General features: G+C 36.3%; 16 protein-coding genes. 10 read left to right on the forward strand and 6 right to left on the reverse strand.

What is annotated here, in order from left to right; translation table 11 throughout:
- Positions 1-757 (forward strand): 5,10-methylenetetrahydromethanopterin reductase (mer, locus tag HY987_RS03660; RefSeq protein WP_292755831.1); only part of this gene is annotated, 757 nt, incomplete at its 5' end.
- 129 nt (positions 758-886) lie between these two features.
- Here mer and HY987_RS03665 read toward each other — a convergent pair.
- Positions 887-1,819 carry a radical SAM protein gene (locus HY987_RS03665; RefSeq protein WP_292755833.1) on the reverse strand — a complete coding sequence of 311 codons (933 nt, stop codon included), beginning with the start codon at positions 1,817-1,819 and terminating at the stop codon, positions 887-889.
- Positions 1,820-1,959: 140 nt separating this feature from the next.
- On the opposite strand from HY987_RS03665, the gene HY987_RS03670 reads away from it, so the two are divergent.
- Both HY987_RS03670 and HY987_RS03675 read left to right on the forward strand, forming a co-directional pair.
- Positions 1,960-3,051, forward strand: coding sequence for an archaeosine biosynthesis radical SAM protein RaSEA (locus HY987_RS03670; RefSeq protein ID WP_292755835.1), 1,092 nt, complete (start codon positions 1,960-1,962; stop codon positions 3,049-3,051).
- A gap of 233 nt (positions 3,052-3,284) precedes the next feature.
- The gene (locus HY987_RS03675) at positions 3,285-6,368 is read left to right on the forward strand and encodes a PocR ligand-binding domain-containing protein (RefSeq protein ID WP_292755837.1); all 3,084 of its coding nucleotides are present in this window, start codon (positions 3,285-3,287) and stop codon (positions 6,366-6,368) included.
- A gap of 159 nt (positions 6,369-6,527) precedes the next feature.
- Here the strand turns inward: HY987_RS03675 and HY987_RS03680 are convergent, their stop codons facing one another.
- A complete protein-coding gene (locus tag HY987_RS03680) occupies positions 6,528-7,919 on the reverse strand; it encodes a glutamate decarboxylase (protein WP_292755839.1) in 1,392 nt (463 codons plus the stop codon).
- A 530-nt stretch (positions 7,920-8,449) separates the two neighbouring features.
- Here HY987_RS03680 and cfbA point away from each other — a divergent pair.
- Positions 8,450-8,884: a sirohydrochlorin nickelochelatase gene (gene cfbA, locus HY987_RS03685; protein ID WP_292755841.1), complete on the forward strand. Its 435-nt coding sequence runs from the start codon at positions 8,450-8,452 to the stop codon at positions 8,882-8,884.
- 253 nt (positions 8,885-9,137) lie between these two features.
- Positions 9,138-10,823, forward strand: a complete 1,686-nt coding sequence (locus HY987_RS03690) for a serine hydrolase (RefSeq protein ID WP_292755843.1) — start codon at positions 9,138-9,140, stop codon at positions 10,821-10,823.
- Positions 10,824-10,939: 116 nt separating this feature from the next.
- Here HY987_RS03690 and HY987_RS03695 read toward each other — a convergent pair whose 3' ends face one another.
- Positions 10,940-11,608, reverse strand: coding sequence for a class I SAM-dependent methyltransferase (locus HY987_RS03695; RefSeq protein WP_292755845.1), 669 nt, complete (start codon positions 11,606-11,608; stop codon positions 10,940-10,942).
- 99 nt (positions 11,609-11,707) lie between these two features.
- Between HY987_RS03695 and HY987_RS03700 the strand changes: the two genes are divergently transcribed.
- Positions 11,708-11,848, forward strand: coding sequence for a hypothetical protein (locus HY987_RS03700; protein ID WP_292755847.1), 141 nt, complete (start codon positions 11,708-11,710; stop codon positions 11,846-11,848).
- A gap of 55 nt (positions 11,849-11,903) precedes the next feature.
- On the opposite strand, the gene HY987_RS03705 is transcribed toward HY987_RS03700, so the two are convergent.
- On the reverse strand, positions 11,904-13,064 hold the full coding sequence (locus HY987_RS03705; RefSeq protein ID WP_292755848.1) for an aldo/keto reductase: 1,161 nt from the start codon (positions 13,062-13,064) through the stop codon (positions 11,904-11,906).
- 206 nt (positions 13,065-13,270) lie between these two features.
- The gene (locus HY987_RS03710; protein WP_292755849.1) at positions 13,271-13,495 is read right to left on the reverse strand and encodes a tautomerase family protein; all 225 of its coding nucleotides are present in this window, start codon (positions 13,493-13,495) and stop codon (positions 13,271-13,273) included.
- A gap of 190 nt (positions 13,496-13,685) precedes the next feature.
- Between HY987_RS03710 and HY987_RS03715 the strand changes: the two genes are divergently transcribed.
- The gene (locus tag HY987_RS03715) at positions 13,686-14,078 is read left to right on the forward strand and encodes a helix-turn-helix domain-containing protein (protein WP_292755851.1); all 393 of its coding nucleotides are present in this window, start codon (positions 13,686-13,688) and stop codon (positions 14,076-14,078) included.
- A 385-nt stretch (positions 14,079-14,463) separates the two neighbouring features.
- On the opposite strand, the gene HY987_RS03720 is transcribed toward HY987_RS03715, so the two are convergent.
- Positions 14,464-14,817, reverse strand: a complete 354-nt coding sequence (locus HY987_RS03720; protein ID WP_292755853.1) for a hypothetical protein — start codon at positions 14,815-14,817, stop codon at positions 14,464-14,466.
- A gap of 230 nt (positions 14,818-15,047) precedes the next feature.
- On the opposite strand from HY987_RS03720, the gene HY987_RS03725 reads away from it, so the two are divergent.
- The 3 genes from HY987_RS03725 (at position 15,048) to HY987_RS03735 (ending at position 16,286) form a co-directional block, all read left to right on the forward strand.
- Entirely contained in the window at positions 15,048-15,434 is a 387-nt protein-coding gene (locus HY987_RS03725; RefSeq protein ID WP_292755856.1) for a zinc-ribbon domain-containing protein, read from the forward strand.
- A gap of 23 nt (positions 15,435-15,457) precedes the next feature.
- Positions 15,458-15,661, forward strand: coding sequence for a hypothetical protein (locus HY987_RS03730; protein WP_292755858.1), 204 nt, complete (start codon positions 15,458-15,460; stop codon positions 15,659-15,661).
- An 82-nt stretch (positions 15,662-15,743) separates the two neighbouring features.
- On the forward strand, positions 15,744-16,286 hold the full coding sequence (locus tag HY987_RS03735) for a zinc-ribbon domain-containing protein (protein WP_292755860.1): 543 nt from the start codon (positions 15,744-15,746) through the stop codon (positions 16,284-16,286).
- The last annotated feature ends 7 nt before the right edge of the window (positions 16,287-16,293 follow it).

Here is a 16,293-nt window from a genome sequence, read left to right on the forward strand (position 1 = left end):
AGCTATAACTGCTTCCGCAATCACAACCTTAGATGAACTATCCAACGGAAGAGCAACCCTAGGTATTGGCCCTGGAGACAAGGCAACCTTCGATGCTTTAGGAATTGAATGGACCAAACCTGTGTCCACCATCAAAGACGCCATCACTATGATGAGTACCTTAATGTCCGGCGGAAAAACTGAAAGCGGCGCAAACCTAATGGGTACCAAAGCAGTCCAGGAAAAAATCCCTATTTACATGGGAGCACAAGGACCAATGATGCTCAAAACCGCCGGAGGATTCTCAGACGGTGCATTAATTAACGCATCAAACCCAAAAGACTTTGAAGCAGCTGTACCTCTCATAAAAGAAGGAGCAGCAGCAGAAGGTAAATCCATCTCCGACGTTGACGTTGCAGCATACACTTGCTGTTCCATAGATGATGACGCTGGTAAAGCACTAGGCGCAGCAAAAATCGTTGTAGCCTTCATCGCAGCCGGATCCCCACCACCAGTCTTCGAAAGACACGGACTAGCACCTGACACAGGAGCTAAATTCGGTGCATTCTTAGGTAAAGGTGACTTCGGTGGAGCAATTGGAGCTGTTACCGACGAACTCATGGACGCATTCTCTGTCGTAGGAACACCCGCAGACTTCGTACCCAAAATCGAAGCTCTCGGTGAAATGGGCGTAACCCAGTACGTAGCTGGTTCCCCTATCGGTCCAGACAAAGAAAAATCCATCAAACTGTTAGGAGAAGTCATAGACAACTTCTAACAACACTTCTTTCTTTTTTCTTTTTTGTATAAAATCTCTAAGATTCTAATTCTTTGAACCTTAAAATTCTTCAAACTACTAAATTCTTCTTCAAACTACTAAATTCGGTATTCCATTCGGTTATCATCATTATTCAAACCATTTTTCATAGACATTTCCATCTTTATAAACACTATTGCGGATTTCATGCTTTTTAGAGAGTTTAACTACTTTATGATGAAGTTCCTGCTGATATCTACGTGATGGTGCAAAGGAATTTCCAAACAATGCCTTAGTTTTAGGTACAAGTTCTGGGAAATGTTCCTCCAGAACACGATAGTAACTGGTTTTACAGTCCTGGGGCCCCTCACCAAAAAGGGTTAATCCACTTGCTAAGATGAAATCAGCACCATAATCTTTAGCTTTTTTAATCATTTCATCTAAATGTTCCTCTTTATCTGATAGAAATGGTAAAAGAGGCATGAAAATGGCCCCTACAAGGAAACCTTCCTTTTTACATTTCTTCATTGTTTCCAATCTTTCCTGGGGAGGGGGAGCTCCGGGTTCAAATATTTTGGAGAGATATTCATCAGTGGTGGAGAAAGAAAAGGAAGTTACAACTCCAGTATCCATCTTCTCTGCCAGTTCCGGAGGTAACACTGCCTTTTTGCCAATTTTTTCCAGAATATCCAGATCTCTCAATATCAATGGAGAACGAGTTAAAATATTTACCGGAAAATGGAATCTTAAAATAATCATTAAAAGCTCTCTTGTAATCTTGAGATCTTTTTCAATTGGCAGGTAGGGATCGGTAGCTGAACCGAAAGCTATGAATCCGTACTCTCTTTTTCGGGCCCTGTTTTTAAGCTGCCTAACCAGTGTCTCTGGTGCATTTATCTTAACAGCCAGACCAGGGACCTGGTGTTCACCGTACTTGCTGCCCCGGGTGTAACAGTAGACACAGTTAAAGGAACAACCAGAGTAGGGGTTTAAAGAATAACCTGACAGGAACCACTCATCAGCATGTTTTTGTTTGTTTAAAACAGATTTGACCTTAATCTCCCGGACCAGTTCACTCACCATCCCCACTACAACCAATATATAGCTGCCCATATAGAAAATTTCAATCCAATAAACATTTTCGAATTTTATAAGTTGGATTTTTTAATTTACTCAAGATCTTGCTATAACATATATTAATTGAATTCTATAACTTTAACCACATGAACAACCAGCAACCCCTAAATAATTTACTACCCGATATCAGGAAAAAAGCCCTGAAAAGGGTTAAAAAAAGATCTCCACAGGAATCGGCTGCCAGCTGGTCCGGAGACGACTTGTTATATTCTGGACCTGGCAGAAGCATATTCATAGTTCTACCCACACCAGGATGTGCTTGGGCTCTGGCAGGCTCAGGAGGTTGTAGTATGTGCAGTTACATTGCAGACTCACCCCTGGAAGAGGTTTCTACTGAAGAACTGGTAGAAATTTTCAAAGACCTACTCCAGAGGCAAATTCAAAAACAGGAGATTGCAGGACCCACTGCCATTAAGATATTTGTCTCCGGCAGCTTCTTAAACCCTGACGAAATATCAGAGGATGCTCGGCAGGAGATTTTCAGAATTATTAACGATTATGATGATGTTGAAGAAGTTGTAGTTGAGTCCAGACCAGAATATGTCACTGAAGAAGTTCTGAGGGATTGTTGTCAATCAATACCAGATAAAATATTTGAAGTGGCCATGGGCCTGGAGAGTGCGGATGATAATATTCGCCTGCAGAGAATAAACAAAGGATTCACACGTGAAGATTTTGAAAAAACCATGAGCACCATTAAAAACCTCCAATCTGATTTTAAAGTTGAAGGTAAGGTTTATTTGCTGGTTAAACCCGTGTTAACCTCTGAAGGTGAAGCAATTGAAGATGCTGTGAAATCTGCCCAATATGCAGCGGAAATTGGAGTAGGTAGGGTGTCTTTTTGCCCTTCAACCATCCATAAGGGAACTTTAATGGAACTACTATGGCGTCGTGGGTCTTATCAGCCCCCCTGGATCTGGAGTACTTTGGAAATCATCCGCAGGGTGCGAAAGTCTGTTAAAATCCCGGTGATCATGGATACTGCTGGATTCGGAACCCGAAGGGGACCCTATAACTGTAAAAAATGTAATTCCAAACTAAAAGATTTGATTATAGAGTCCAACATCAACCAGACCATTCCCCCTGAAGAAGAATGCGAATGTAAGGTTAAATGGGAGGCAGAGGTTGAATTTTCAGATGTGACCAGATCAACCACAAATCTCTTAAAAACCCGTTGAAACTTTTAATCAACACTAAATCTACTAATTAATTAATTTCTAAGTGAAAATTAGATACGAATGAAGAATGTATTGATAAATAAGGCTATATAATGCTTTATTATCGATTATTCTCATTAATGAACCTTTACAATACCCCTCATTGTGTCAAAAATATTTAGAAAGATATTAATATACATAAATAAACATAACTCTTAAAGTAAGATTTTTTACTCGTATTGTGAGGGGGAATATTGGCCAGAATTTTAGTAAATGATAACAGTAGTGCAGCCCTGGATCTGAAAGATAACCTCCAAACCATGGGTCATCAAATAGTATATACTGATTTCCACGGTGCAGAAGCTGTTAGAAAAGCTGAAGAATTAGATGCTGATCTTTTTTTGATGAATATCAAACCTGAAAACTTAATTAATTTTCAAATGGGAAATAAAAGGAGAATTGAAGGGAATAAAACGATTTTTAACTCTAATGTACCGATTGTTCCCATTATTAATTTAAACGAAATAATACAATCAGATTGTTCTCCTTTAAAACATCTTTTAGCAAATGCACCCCACGGTTATCTTCTAAAAGCTGAAGAGTATGATCTTGACCAGTTAAAATTTACCATTGACCTGGCTATTTACAAACAAACAATAGCACACACCAATAATAAGGACAATACTGGAAATAATACTACTTCTATAGATTTAAAAGAAAATATAGATTTAAAAAGATGTAATCCCCCTAATTCATTAAATGATGAACTGTTTAAAAGTTTTTATGATGAAATCCCACTCCCTTATCAATCCTTAAATGAAGAGGGGCATTTCATAGAAGTAAACCAGGTATGGTTAGATACCCTGGGTTATTCTCGTGAAGAGGTTATTGGAAAGTGGTTTGGTGAGTTTCTTGCCCCAGATTATGTTGAACAGTTTAAGATTTGTTTCCCTATTTTTTTATCTTCAGGAGAATTTCAGGGTGTAGAATTGGAAATGGTGAGAAAAGATGGGTCAACCATCAACGTCTCTTATGAGGGTAAAGTTGGATATGATGCTGATGGGGAATTTAAAAAAACCCAGTGTATTTTCAAAGACATTACATTGAGTAAAAGAACCGAAGAGGCACTAAAAGAAAGTGAAGAAAAATTCCGCACCTTCATTCAACAATCATTAGATGGTATTGTATTGTTAGACGAAGAAGGGCATGTTATTGAATGGAATAAGGGACACGAAAAAATAACTGGGATTAAAAAAGACGAAGCCATTGGTAAGTTATTTTGGGAGATAAAATACCAGTTAACACCTCCAGAACGACAGACCCTGAATCGACTGCAACATATTATGAAACTCCAGTTAGAAGCCTTGAAAACTGGGGAAGCCCCATTCTTGAGTAAAATTCACGAAACTGATATGATACGTCCTGATGGGGAGATTCGTTATGTTGAACAGCTTGCATTTCCCATAAAAACCAGTACGGGATACAGAATTGGTTATGTTACCCGTGACATCACCCATCGAAAACAGATGGAAGAAGCACTGGACAAAAGAATTGTTGCTCTCTCAAGACCCCTGGATAATACCAAAGAAATTAAATTCCAGGACCTTTTCAATCTTAAAGATATTCAGGAGACGCAGGATCTTTTTTCAGAAGCCACTGGAGTGTCATCCATCATTATCAAACCAGATGGTACACCAATTACCCGACCAAGTAAATTTTGTCGTTTATTTGATATTGTGGGAAAATTGGAAGAAAACACGGAAAATCCATTTAAATTTGATTCTTTAATGAGTCAAAATCAGTTTGAAGGCCCAATTATAAAAAAATGTCTTAACGGCAGTCTTTGGGAAGCAGGGGCAAATATCAATGTTGGAGGGAAACACATTGCTAACTGGTTGATTGGTCATGTTCGGGATGAATCAGCATCAGATGAAGATCAAATGCGGATCTACGCCCAAAAGATAGGAGTCAATCCAGAAGAATACATCAAAGCATTTCTTGAAATTCCTGAAATGTCTAAAAACCAATTTAGGAAGATTGCTCAAGTTCTTTTTGCATTTGCAAACCAATTATCCTCTTTAGCATATCAAAATGTTCAGCAGACTCGTTTTATCAGTGAAAGACAACAGGCTGAAGAAAATCTTCAAAAATCCTTACACGAAAAAGAAACACTGAACCGAGTGATAACACAACTGGTTGGCACCTCTAAAACAAGTGAAATATATCATATAATTGGTGAAACAATAAAAGAACTCTTACCCTCTTCTTATGTGATAATCAGCGAAATCACTCCCGATGAAAAAAATATCCACGTAGCGGAATGCTTTGGTTTTGAAAAATATCTAAATGAACTAGAGAACATTCTGGAAATCGATCTGTTTAAAATCAAATTTCCAGTAGATAACCTTTCCCAGAATAGGATGGGCGATTATTTCAGTGATCATCTTACCGAATCAACAGAAGAAGTATATAATTTAGCCTTTAGAAAAATCTCTCCCAAAGTTTTCAGGATGATTGAAAGGGTACTTGATATTGGAAAGGTGTATAATATGGGATTTTACTGTAATAATCACCATTATGGTGGTTTGAGTATTTTCCTTCCCCAAGAACAACTCATGAAACATGAAAGAACAATAGAAACTATTGTAAACCAGGCATCCATGGCTCTTCAACGTTCTTTTGCTGAAAAAGCTATTAAAGAGTCTTTAGATGAGAAAGAAGTTCTTTTAAGGGAAATTCATCACCGTGTTAAGAATAATATGCAGATTATCAGCAGTCTCCTGAGCCTGCAAAGTCAACATGTGGAGGGAGAAGAAACACTGGATGTTTTGAAAGAGAGCCAGGGAAGAGTCCGTTCCATGGCCATGATACATGAAAAACTCTATCAATCACCTAACTTCACTAAAATTGATTTTAAAGATTACATAGAAAAACTTGCATCAAACCTGATTTACACATACAAGGTACAAGCAAGGGATATTAGACAGGTTTTCGATGTCAAAGATGTGGAAATGAATATTGACACGGCAATACCCTGTGGACTCATTATTAATGAACTGATTACCAATAGTTTAAAGTATGCATTCCCTCAATCTTCAAATACCAACGGATTCATTAAAATAGAGCTTAATCAAATAGAAGACCGTTTTAAACTTGTGATTTCAGATAATGGGGTGGGATTACCTTCCCATATTCAACCAGAAAATACAGAAACACTGGGACTGCAACTGGTAAACAACCTGGTAAATCAGTTGGAAGGAACCATTAAAATAGATAGAACCCATGGAACAAAATTCACCATTATTTTCACGGAATTGAATTACAAAGAACGAATTTAAAAAGAATTAGAAGGAATTAGAAGGAATTAAAAGGGAATTAAAAAGAATTGAAAATGGGGATAATATTCAATAAATAACTACCCCAATCCATTTTATTATCTAAAACCTACTTCATTATTTTATTCAATGATGACAGTCTTAAATAGAATATTAACGGATTTAATACAATAATGTTGGGTTTTTAGGTCCCTTCACCTCTTTAGCCCCTTCTTTTTCCAGTATATGGTAAGATTCCATCAGATCCTCCAGAAGCATCTCCACCATGTCCCGGCCGAAATTTTCTTTAACAACAATTCTCAGAACAGCCACATCCTCTGCATTCGCAGGGAGGGTGTAAGCAGGTACAATCCATCCTTTCTCCCGAAGTTTTTCCGAAAGCTGGAATACTGAAAAATCAGCCTCTTTTAAAGTTACTGCTACCAATGGTACAATGATGTTTTTATTTATGAGTTCAAATTTACCTGAATTTTGAAGTTCTCCAGCCAGGTAAAGAGTGTTTTCGAACATGTTGGCCATTATATCATTATAACCCTTCTTACCGAGTCTTATGAGATTATAATACTGGGCAATTATGGTGCTGCTTCCCTTGGAGAAATTTAGGGAGTAATTGGGCATTAATCCCCCTAGATAGTTGATATCGAATATCAGATCTTCAGGCAGGTCAGATTTGTCTTTAAATATTATCCATCCCACCCCCGGGTATACCAGACCGTATTTGTGGCCAGATACATTGATGGATTTCACCTGTTCCAGTCTGAAATCCCATTCCATATCAGGGAAAATGAATGGTGCTACGAACCCTCCGCTGGCACCGTCAACATGGATGGGTATGTCCCATCCCTTGGTTTTTTTAATATCAACAAGTAAGTCATTGATTTCTTTAATTGGATCCATTTGGCCGGTGAAAGTGGTTCCAATAACCGCACCCACAGCAATGGTGTTTTCATCAACTTCCTGGGCAACATCTTCAGCAGTTATTGTGTAAACATCTCTTTTTAGTGGTATTAGCTTTAATTCCACATCGAAATATTTGGCGAACTTCTCCCATACAGTGTGCACATCAGCACCCATTACAATGTTGGGTTTATCCCAATTTTTGCCCTCATTTTCTCTGCGTTGTCTCCAGGTCCATTTGTGGGCTAACAGTCCCAGCATAATGGCCTCAGAGGATCCTATAGTCCCGGTTCCCACGGATTTACAGTCATGGGGTGCATTAAATAGGCGGGCAAGCATGTTAACCACCCTGTCCTGGATTTTAGAGGTTTGAGGGTATTCATCGTTATCCACATAGTTTTTACCCACACTATCCATGATCAGCTGGTCTGCTTCTGGTTCCATCCAGGTGGTTACAAAACTGGCCAGGTTCAAAGCTGGATTCCCATCCAGATTTAATTCCTCGTTTATCAGTTGATATGCAGCTTTTGCTGGCATTCCATCCTCTGGCATCTCATATTTGGGAATACTCTCACTGAAATATCGGCTTCCATAAGTGGTTGTATTTTCCCTTTCTGATTTTTTCATCTTTCCCAGGTCTAGTTTTTCAGATAACATTCAAATACACCCATTCGATGTGTATAAATAATAATTGATTTTTTATTATGAATCTTATAGTCCTTTAAATTTACCTTTTTCAACCTATTTTAACATTTAAATTATTATTTTGATTTAATTTAAGTTTAAAAGTTTATAAATGGTGTAATCGTTTGAAAAAAATCAAATAAATTTGAGTATTACTCAAACAAGATTTATGGTATCTTTAAATAGGATGATAATGTAATGATTGTATAGAAATATGTATTAAATCAATGGGTATTATTATTACAAGTCTGTACTGGATAAATAGCCATGAATGAGTATTTCCTTGGATTAAACACCAAAGACATTCTTATACACCGTAGACAATTCATAACACTAAAAGACATTCCTAATACCATAAACATTCTTTACACTAAAGATATTCCTCAAAATTAAAAAAACGATGATATTATTCCCATCGGATTTAATAGAGTGATTTTAAAAGCGAGTTATAATGGGATCTTATCTATAAAAGGATCTTAAAAAAAAAGCCGGATGATGAAATTATGAACAGCAAATCAAACAGCACCGAAAAGATAGGGATATTACTGATTGGGCATGGAAGTAGCTTACCTCAGAGTAATGATGTGATTTACAAACTATCCTCAATGTATAAAGAAACATCCCCCTACCCGGTTGAAATGGGATTTATGAATATTGAAAAACCATCAATTCCCACTGCACTCAATGCCCTTGCAGGAAAAGGCGTAAATAAAATTATTGCAGCACCTATTTTTTTAGCCCACGGCCTCCATACCAAAGAAGACATCCCATACATGCTTGGTTTGGGTGAAGCACGCAAGGATGCGGGTTATTATAATGAAAAACAGGAAGTAATTGAATTTGATGGGGAAATTGTCTACATCGAACCAATCGGGGCAGATCCACGGATCGTGGATGTGATTAAAAAGCGGGTAAAGGACTCCTGTGGGCTAGATTAGGATTAAGAATTTTAGATATTATAAAATTAAATTAATGTTAAATGGCAAATACTATAATTAAATCAGAAGATTTACACTTGTTACAGGCCCGTAAAAGGACATGATTGAATTTAAAGAAAGATTCTAATTCTGTATTTTTTTATTAAAAACTAATAAGATACTTAGTAACAATTAATAAGATAAACTTTATTAAATATATATGGTTAGTAGGAATAGCTAAAAGTACAATTTTACCATGAGCGGGGGGAGAAGAGTGGATGATAAAGTTTCAGCAGGAATTTTTATTTTTTTTACATTAGTGGTAGTTGTAGTCGGAGTTTTGATTTTTAATCCCCTGAATCTTAACACATCCCCTTTAGATAATGAATTGATTACAGTTAACCAAACCGGGAACAACACTACAAGCAATTATGATATTCTTCCTTCAACAACTTTATTAACATCCATTCCATTCTCACCCGGAGGTTATAGTCAATCTTCATCATCCATGAGTCCGTCAGTGAATCCTTCACCCGGTCCTGAACCTTCTCCAGATCCAATGGATCATATAATCAGCTTATTTGATCAGTACATTAAATCATATTACAACCAATCCCTGATCCCGGGTATGGCTGTGGTAATAGTTCAAAACGATAAAATACTTTACATGAATTGTCTGGGAGTTAAAGATTTAGCATCAGGAGAACCAGTTGACGAGAACACGTTATTTGGAATATGTTCCATCACCAAACAATTCTCAGCAACCAATATCGCACAATTAGTAGATAAAGGGTTAATGAACTGGACAGATCCCATAACTGATTATTATTCGGCACCAGATGAATTCCAGTTATATGATGACTACGTAACTGGAAATATAACTATCAACGATTGTCTCATCCATAATAGCGGATTACCAGTTGAAGGTGGAAATGATTATCCTACCTATTTTAATGATTCATATTCTGCTGCTCTTTACAAGCTTCGTTACATGGAAAATACCACCCCATTTAGAAGTACAGTCCAGTACAACAGTATGCTTTATGCATTGCCAGGTTACTGTGCAGCAAGGACCAGTAACACGACCTGGAATGAATTAATTAAGAATGATCTCCTGGATCCATTGGGAATGACCACTGCCACCACCAGCTATTATGATTTTATGAATTCATCCAATCATGTCACTCCCTATAAACTTCTCAAAAATGGCACCATGAAATCCTATGATGTTATTCCTGACCCAATCGGCCCAGCAGGTAGTATGGCATGTTCAATCAGCGAAATGGCCAACTGGCTTCGCTTCCAAATTGCAGATACTGGAGTGTATAATGGTGTTCAGATCGTTTCTAAAAAAGAATTAGATGAAACACGCACTGGAAAAATGTACATTAACGAGAAAAATACTTCAATGATTGGTTATGGATGGGGGACCAAAGATAACGGCACCACCATATATCATGATGGAGATAGTGACGCATTTTTCAGTCAGATTACCATTTATACTACCAAGGATTTAGGCATAGTCATATTGAGCAATGGCGGACAGTATGCGTATAATTTCAAAATTTGCTTGGATGCTAAATTTAGGGAGTTATTAAAAGGTAATGACGCCTTTGATCCTTGGCCTGCCAGGAAGAATCTCACTGACAATACCTGGATAGAGGATGTCCCGGATCAGTATATAGATAATCCTCAGCCTTTAAGCGCTTATGTTGGTGAGTATTCCCATAGTGTATTTGGCTTGATAAACATAACCACGAATACTGGCACATTGATCTGTAATTATGGTAATAATAGCCAGTCTTTTGATTTGAAGCACTGGAGCAATACTACCTTTGAAGATCCAACCAACAATCACTTTTTCAACTTCACAGATTTCCAAGCGGGTGGTGCGCAGCAAGTAGAGGTTACACATTTCAGTTTCCCACCGGAAAATGGTACCTTCAACCGCACCAGTTAAAATTATTTAACATTTATTTTCTGACTTTCCAATGAGAAAATCAGTTTTTAAAGTGTTAACCCCTTGAAAGAATTAAATGGTAGAAATAACTAAAAAAAGATTATTATTCCAATTATTCACGTCTTTTGAATGATTATTATCAAGGAACTGGCCATCACCGAAGAAAAGCTTTGATCAATTTCCATTTGGTCTATATTCAGTTCAGTTATTAGATTTTGATCATCAGGGTGCTTATCTTTGAAGTTTTTAATCAGCAGTTTTAATGGTTTATAATATTCATCCCACCATACCTGGTGTGATAATTCAAATTCATCAATGAGCCTGTAACCATGCTTTTTAATCAATTCAAGCTTTTTATCCTTATCTTTACTATCATCATGAATTACTAAAAACCCATCACTTTTTAAAAAGCGACGCCAGTTTTTTATACTATTTTCAAAGCCCATTACAAATACTGAACCTTCTGCCCAGATAATATCAAAGCTTTCCTCAGGAAAATCCATGGTGAAAATTGAATCATTAATAACCCTCACTTGTTTATCTAATCCCCGGGCCTTTATTTTTGTTTTTAACATATTCAATGAGGTTGCATTATCATCCAGGCCAGTAACATCCCCTCCGGATATTTTTGCCAGTTCCACTGTCGGAACTCCTGTTCCACACCCAATATCTAAAATACGAGGATTCTCAATCTCAGGGAGTAATTTAAATGCTTTTATTGTGTATTTATTGAGATTCTCCCGTATATGATCCTTTTCACTCCTATACAAATCCAGATTTGACATGATATCCAGTCCATTTTTGATATAAATAATTTCACGATCACTATATGGTTTTTATATTTATGTAATCTCATGAATATGTAGGATAATGGTAGTGAGAACATGGCCAAATCAATCGCAGCAACACCAACTTTAATAGGGAAGGATGCAGATCGTTTCGTTCTAAATCTGGACAAACCAACAACTTCCGAAAAAAAGAAATTCTTGAAAGAATCCCTTAAAGTTTACAGGAATATTAACTAATAGCGAAGGTAGGGCAATCTGCAGAAACTAATGATGAATGTTATTATTGGCAAATTTATTCAAAAAAGTCTTTAACCTTCTTCAATTCCTGAGTTATCTTGATGCCCTGGGGACAGTGTTCTTCACAGATACCACACTCACTACACACTGCGGCGTGTTCATGATCTGGCATGAAAGTATGGTAATTAAATTTGTAAAGATCCTTCATTTCAGGATTACCAAACAGGAAGTAGTCATTATATTTGGCAAAGTTTTCGGGGATATTTACACCAGAAGGGCAGGGTAAACAGTAGCCACAATCAGTACAGCTTATTTTAACCTTTTTTTCGAAAATAGACTTGGCCTGTTGGGTAATATCTAATTCCGGGTCAGTCAGCATATGCGGGTGGGCTTCCTGGGCAATTTTCAGATTCTCTTCAACCTGTTCCATGGTAGTCATGCCACTCAGGACCACTGAAACCTCCGGATGGTTCCACACCCACCTTAAAGCCCATTCAGCAGGGGATTTTTTTGTTTCTGCATCATCAAATAATTCTTGAACTTCTGATGGGATGTTGGTAGCCAAGTGGCCGCCCCTTAAAGGTTCCATTACTGCCACACCTAAACCCCTGGCAGATGCATATTCCAGGCCTTCTTCTCCGGCCTGATAATCATCATCCAAATAATTTAACTGAATCATGCAGAAAGACCAGTCATAGTGATCCACTACCTCCTTAAAGAGTTCTATTCGGTCATGGAATGAGAAACCGGCAAGTTTTATTCTCCCATCAGCAATTGCTTCATCCAGAAATTCTTCAAATCCCAGTTCTTTCAGATTTTTCCAGTAGCTTTTATTAATACCATGCACCATGTAAAAATCAATGCAATCTGTTTCCAGACGTTTCAGCTGTTCATCTAAGAATTTGTCCATGTCTTTCCTGGTCTCTACTGCCCAGCTGGGGAGTTTGGTGGCTATTTTCACCTTCTCCCTGTAGCCGTCATGCAGTGCCTTTGCTAGGAAGGGCTCACTGGCACCTCCCTGATCCATACTAATACCGTGGTAAGGGTAGGCGGTGTCAATGAAGTTCACACCTTGATCTATGGCACTGCGCAGCATGTTTATAGCAGTTTTCTCGTCGATATCCATGGGATTATCTCCCTTTAGGGGAAGCCGCATGCAGCCAAATCCCAGTACTGAAACCTTTTCTTTGGTTTTTCCAAAATCCCGATATAACATAAAAATTACTCCTTTAAGTGAAAAAACATTTTTATAAATCTTTAATTATTTGATAAATGTATAATTATTTGATAAATCCCTGATTAAATTATTTAAGTTCATTAATGTTCGATAAATCTGTTGAAACGTGTTTTTTAAACTTGAATAATGTTTTGAGAAGTATCCAAATTGAATAATGTTTTGAACAAAGAAAAAAAGTGAAGGTTTTATTTAGGCATTTTCTTCCATGAATCAGGATCCATGTCCTTGAATTTTTCAGTACAGGGTACTCCACCTAATCCCCAGTGAGATTGTGGAATTTCATGTATTATGACCTCCACAGCTTCCGGTGAAATCCCAACATCCGAGAAAACTTTTGTCAAATTCTCAATTAAATACTCAATTTTTTCCTGTTCAAAACCTTTCCATATATTCACATGAAGTACTGGCATTTTTACCACCCCTACATTTCTTAGGACCTCTACATATTCTCTCAGGGATTTATTTATTGATGAAAATTATTTTATTAATGAAAATAAACAAATCATAAATAAACAAATCACAATGTGAATTGTGTTAAACTGACTTAAAGTAGTTTTTCTAACCATTGGGTAATTACCAATTGGTAAGTGGGGAATTAGAATGGGTAACGATTATTTAAAAGAACTTTACCAAACCGTTGATGATACTTTTAGCTACCTCCGCAAGAAATGGACTATTCCAATAATTAAAGGATTATTCTGTGATTGTAAAAATTTTAAGGGTTTTCTAGAACTTAATCCAGGATTAAGCAGTAAGGTCCTGTCGGAAAGGCTTAAAGAATTAGAAGAAAATGGCATAGTTGAGAAGGTAGTGTTAAACTCATCTGCAGGCCATACTGAGTACTATTTAACCGAGAAAGGACGCAGATTGAACAGGATTATCTTTGAAATGTTTAATTTTGCCTTGGATGAAGTTTTAAAAAGCGAAGATAGCATTAAATTAAGAGAAGAATCCAAAGAATCATTGAAAGCAACTTTACAGATGAATTGTTAGATCAATGAACTAATTCATTAGTGATTTAAAACAAGATTTTATAATGATACTTTTATGAGAATGGAGTGATTAAAATCGAAACAAGAAATATACTTTTAATTATTCTCGTTCTATTTGCAACAATATTAATCCTTTTTTTATTTAGAATTATCAAAATAGGTGCTATTATAACACCATATCCTTAACTTTCATGTTAAATTTAACACTGAGTAATAAAAAATACCCCAGCGAACGCTAGGCAACCTAATGTTCTAGATCTTTGTACATTGCCACAAGTATGCTCCTCATAGTCTTCCATATAAAAAAAATTCTTCCCAGATCTATCTTAGAAAACTTTCTCTTGTTGATGCAACAATATTATCATTAATCCTTTGATCAAAATGGATTATCCACTCACCATTAACCTTTTCAAAATAGAAATAAAATCCCAACACTGCATCTTGCTATACCAATCAACAACAATTAAATTCCCTTTTTCCTGTTCTGGAGAATATGTCCAAATATAATGATCCACGTCATCCCCAGTTAAGTTGTAAAAATTCTCTTGAATATATTCAACTGCTTTGGATTGAATAATTTCCGCATCATCTGAACTTAATCCAGTTTCATTTACAGCCCCATCATATTTTTCTTTTGAAGAAGACACCGTTAAAATACCACCAACAAAGGCCAATATCACAAAAACAAAAAAACAACCAGCAAAAATCCAACCAAGAAGATGAGTATATTTTTTCTTCAAATAGGGACCTCCAAATATACATAATAGGGTATTGCATAAGAAATGTCTTGTTTTGACATAAAACAGTATTTAAAAACATCAACTATTTAATACATTTGAAACACATAACCTCGTAAGAATTGTAATGGTTAAAGTAGGATTTGCTGGAGGGAAACTTTAAATCCCTAGATTAAAACTTAGAATCTGGATAAAAGCAATGAGACATATTATATTTTAATGAGGTGAAAGATTTGGTTAAATTATGCCCAGAATGTGGGGAAGAAAATGATAATTCAGCTAAATTCTGTCAGAAATGCAGTAGTCCTTTAACCAAAGAGTTAAAAACAACTTTAAATGAAAATAGAGAAAATAGGAAACCTATTTATGCTTTAGTAACTATTATCGGTGTTGTTTTTATTATAATAGATGGATTGGGACTAATTCTTAATCTTTTACTGGTTCCTTTAGGACTTATCTTAACAATGGGTGGATTGGTCAGACTCTTTCCGAAAACATTTAAACCTAAAGCTATCGTGATTGGATTTACAGCTTTTATGGTTGTATATTACTTACTGTTTATATTGTCATCATGTATATTGGTGATTTATCCGGAGCGGGGTATTTTACCATATTCATAATTGCGATACTTGTTAGTGGAGCTATGGCAGGTTATATTTCCGGTAAAAGTTATCTTAATGGATGTATAATGGGTTTACTAATGGGAATGATCTTTTCAATTGGATTTACAAAGGATATTTATACTTTTATAGGTGGTTTTGCCGTATTAACCATATTTGGATTAACAGGGGGCTTAATTGGAGCTTTTATATTCCGGATGAGTCATAGTTCTAAAGTTCTAGAATAAAAAAATCAAAAAGGCTTTCAAACAGATCAGGAACTGCTACCACCATTACGTTGTCTAGTTAAATTCATAAATGAGGGAAAATATGACCAGAATCTGTCCAAATTGTCAAACAGAAAACCAGGATAATTCCAGTTTTTGCCAAAAATGTGGGACAAAACTATCAGAAACTGTTAAAAAACCTGAACATGACAAAGCAAAAAGAAATAAATTTAGACAATGGTGGCATAGACAAAGCCCGGGTGTCAAAATATTGAGCTCCCTCGGAGGATGTTGTTTATGTGTTATTATCATTCTTCTGTTAATAAGTGTACTATTTCCAGTGACTGATCTCTATTTAGAAAAAAATCGTGTGGATATTACCTATCAAAATAATAGTCCGGATATAGAATCCATACAATATGTGTTAAAAGGAAAAACAGAATCCGATGCAAAGGTAACTATTTTTTCTTCAGATTCAAGACTCAATAATACGGAAGTCACAGTCGATGCAAATGGTAATTTTGAATATCAACAACAATTTCCCAAAAATCTAACAGAACTAAGTGTTAGTGTGACAGCCAAAGCACCCAACAAAGCTGAATCATATCTTCAAGTTTATAATTACCAGCAGATCAAAACCAGATAAATACGAA

Origin of the sequence: Methanobacterium sp. (assembly GCF_016217785.1) — an archaeon.
Classification (GTDB): domain Archaea; phylum Methanobacteriota; class Methanobacteria; order Methanobacteriales; family Methanobacteriaceae; genus Methanobacterium.

Bases quoted from the DNA above. Each gene is read 5' to 3' on its own strand.
- HY987_RS03700 (WP_292755847.1), top strand. From the start codon at position 11,708: ATGGCCAAATCAATCGCAGCAACACCAACTTTAATAGGGAAGGATGCA.
- HY987_RS03695 (WP_292755845.1), bottom strand. From the start codon at position 11,608: ATGTCAAATCTGGATTTGTATAGGAGTGAAAAGGATCATATACGGGAG.
- HY987_RS03715 (WP_292755851.1), top strand. From the start codon at position 13,686: ATGGGTAACGATTATTTAAAAGAACTTTACCAAACCGTTGATGATACT.
- HY987_RS03665 (WP_292755833.1), bottom strand. From the start codon at position 1,819: ATGGTGAGTGAACTGGTCCGGGAGATTAAGGTCAAATCTGTTTTAAAC.
- HY987_RS03735 (WP_292755860.1), top strand. From the start codon at position 15,744: ATGACCAGAATCTGTCCAAATTGTCAAACAGAAAACCAGGATAATTCC.
- HY987_RS03670 (WP_292755835.1), top strand. From the start codon at position 1,960: ATGAACAACCAGCAACCCCTAAATAATTTACTACCCGATATCAGGAAA.
- cfbA (WP_292755841.1), top strand. From the start codon at position 8,450: ATGAACAGCAAATCAAACAGCACCGAAAAGATAGGGATATTACTGATT.
- HY987_RS03730 (WP_292755858.1), top strand. From the start codon at position 15,458: ATGGCAGGTTATATTTCCGGTAAAAGTTATCTTAATGGATGTATAATG.
- HY987_RS03680 (WP_292755839.1), bottom strand. From the start codon at position 7,919: ATGTTATCTGAAAAACTAGACCTGGGAAAGATGAAAAAATCAGAAAGG.
- HY987_RS03705 (WP_292755848.1), bottom strand. From the start codon at position 13,064: ATGTTATATCGGGATTTTGGAAAAACCAAAGAAAAGGTTTCAGTACTG.
- HY987_RS03710 (WP_292755849.1), bottom strand. From the start codon at position 13,495: ATGCCAGTACTTCATGTGAATATATGGAAAGGTTTTGAACAGGAAAAA.